This window comes from Psychrobacter sp. 1Y4, assembly GCF_051847555.1.
In genome coordinates this window covers 1-688 of record NZ_JBPYDE010000597.1, presented here as the reverse complement: position 1 = coordinate 688, position 688 = coordinate 1, and the positions used below count along the sequence as shown (strand labels likewise).

At 50.6% G+C, this 688-nt stretch carries 1 protein-coding gene; it reads left to right on the top strand.

What is annotated here, in order from left to right:
* A partial coding sequence (locus ACS8FC_RS17800) for an iron chelate uptake ABC transporter family permease subunit (RefSeq protein WP_439297771.1) occupies positions 1-688 on the top strand: 688 nt, incomplete at both ends.

Sequence of the window (688 nt, the reverse complement as noted above, 5' to 3'; positions counted from 1 at the left end):
CTCTAACTCGCAACCCTATGGCCAGTCCTGAGGTTTTAGGTGTGAGCTCAGGCGCGGCGCTTGGGGTGATTTTAGGGTTTTTATTATTGCCAAGTTTAGGACTATCCGCTGGAGCAGGTACGTTACTGATTTCAGGACTATCAGGTGCGATGGCGGTATTGCTGTTGGTCATTTGGCTGGCACGTAGAGTCAGCTCAGGCTATCTGTTATTGGTCGGTATTGGGATTGCCGCCATGATGGATGGGGTCATGCACATGGTCAAGCTATCAGGCGACCCGCGTCTAGAGGCGATGCTCAGCTGGTTATCAGGCACGACCTATAGCGCCCAGCCTAATACCGTCTGGTATCTCATGGGTCTTGCGCTTATTTTATTGGTACTTAGCTCATTGATTATCAAACCCTTGCGTGTCCTTGGTTTAGGGACAGGAGTGGCTCGTAATCTAGGTGTGGCAATCACACCAGTCACCTTTTCACTATTAGTATTAGTAGCCGCACTGAGTACAGCCAGTACGCTTGCAGTCGGACCCTTGAGTTTTATTGGCTTAATGGTGCCGCATTTAGCTACCTCACTTGGGGCGGTCAAGCTTGAGCGGCAGTTACCATTAGCGGCATTGTTAGGGGCAGGCGTTATGGTGATAGCGGACTGGATCGGACGTTATGTCATTTTCCCATATGAGTTGCCTGCTGG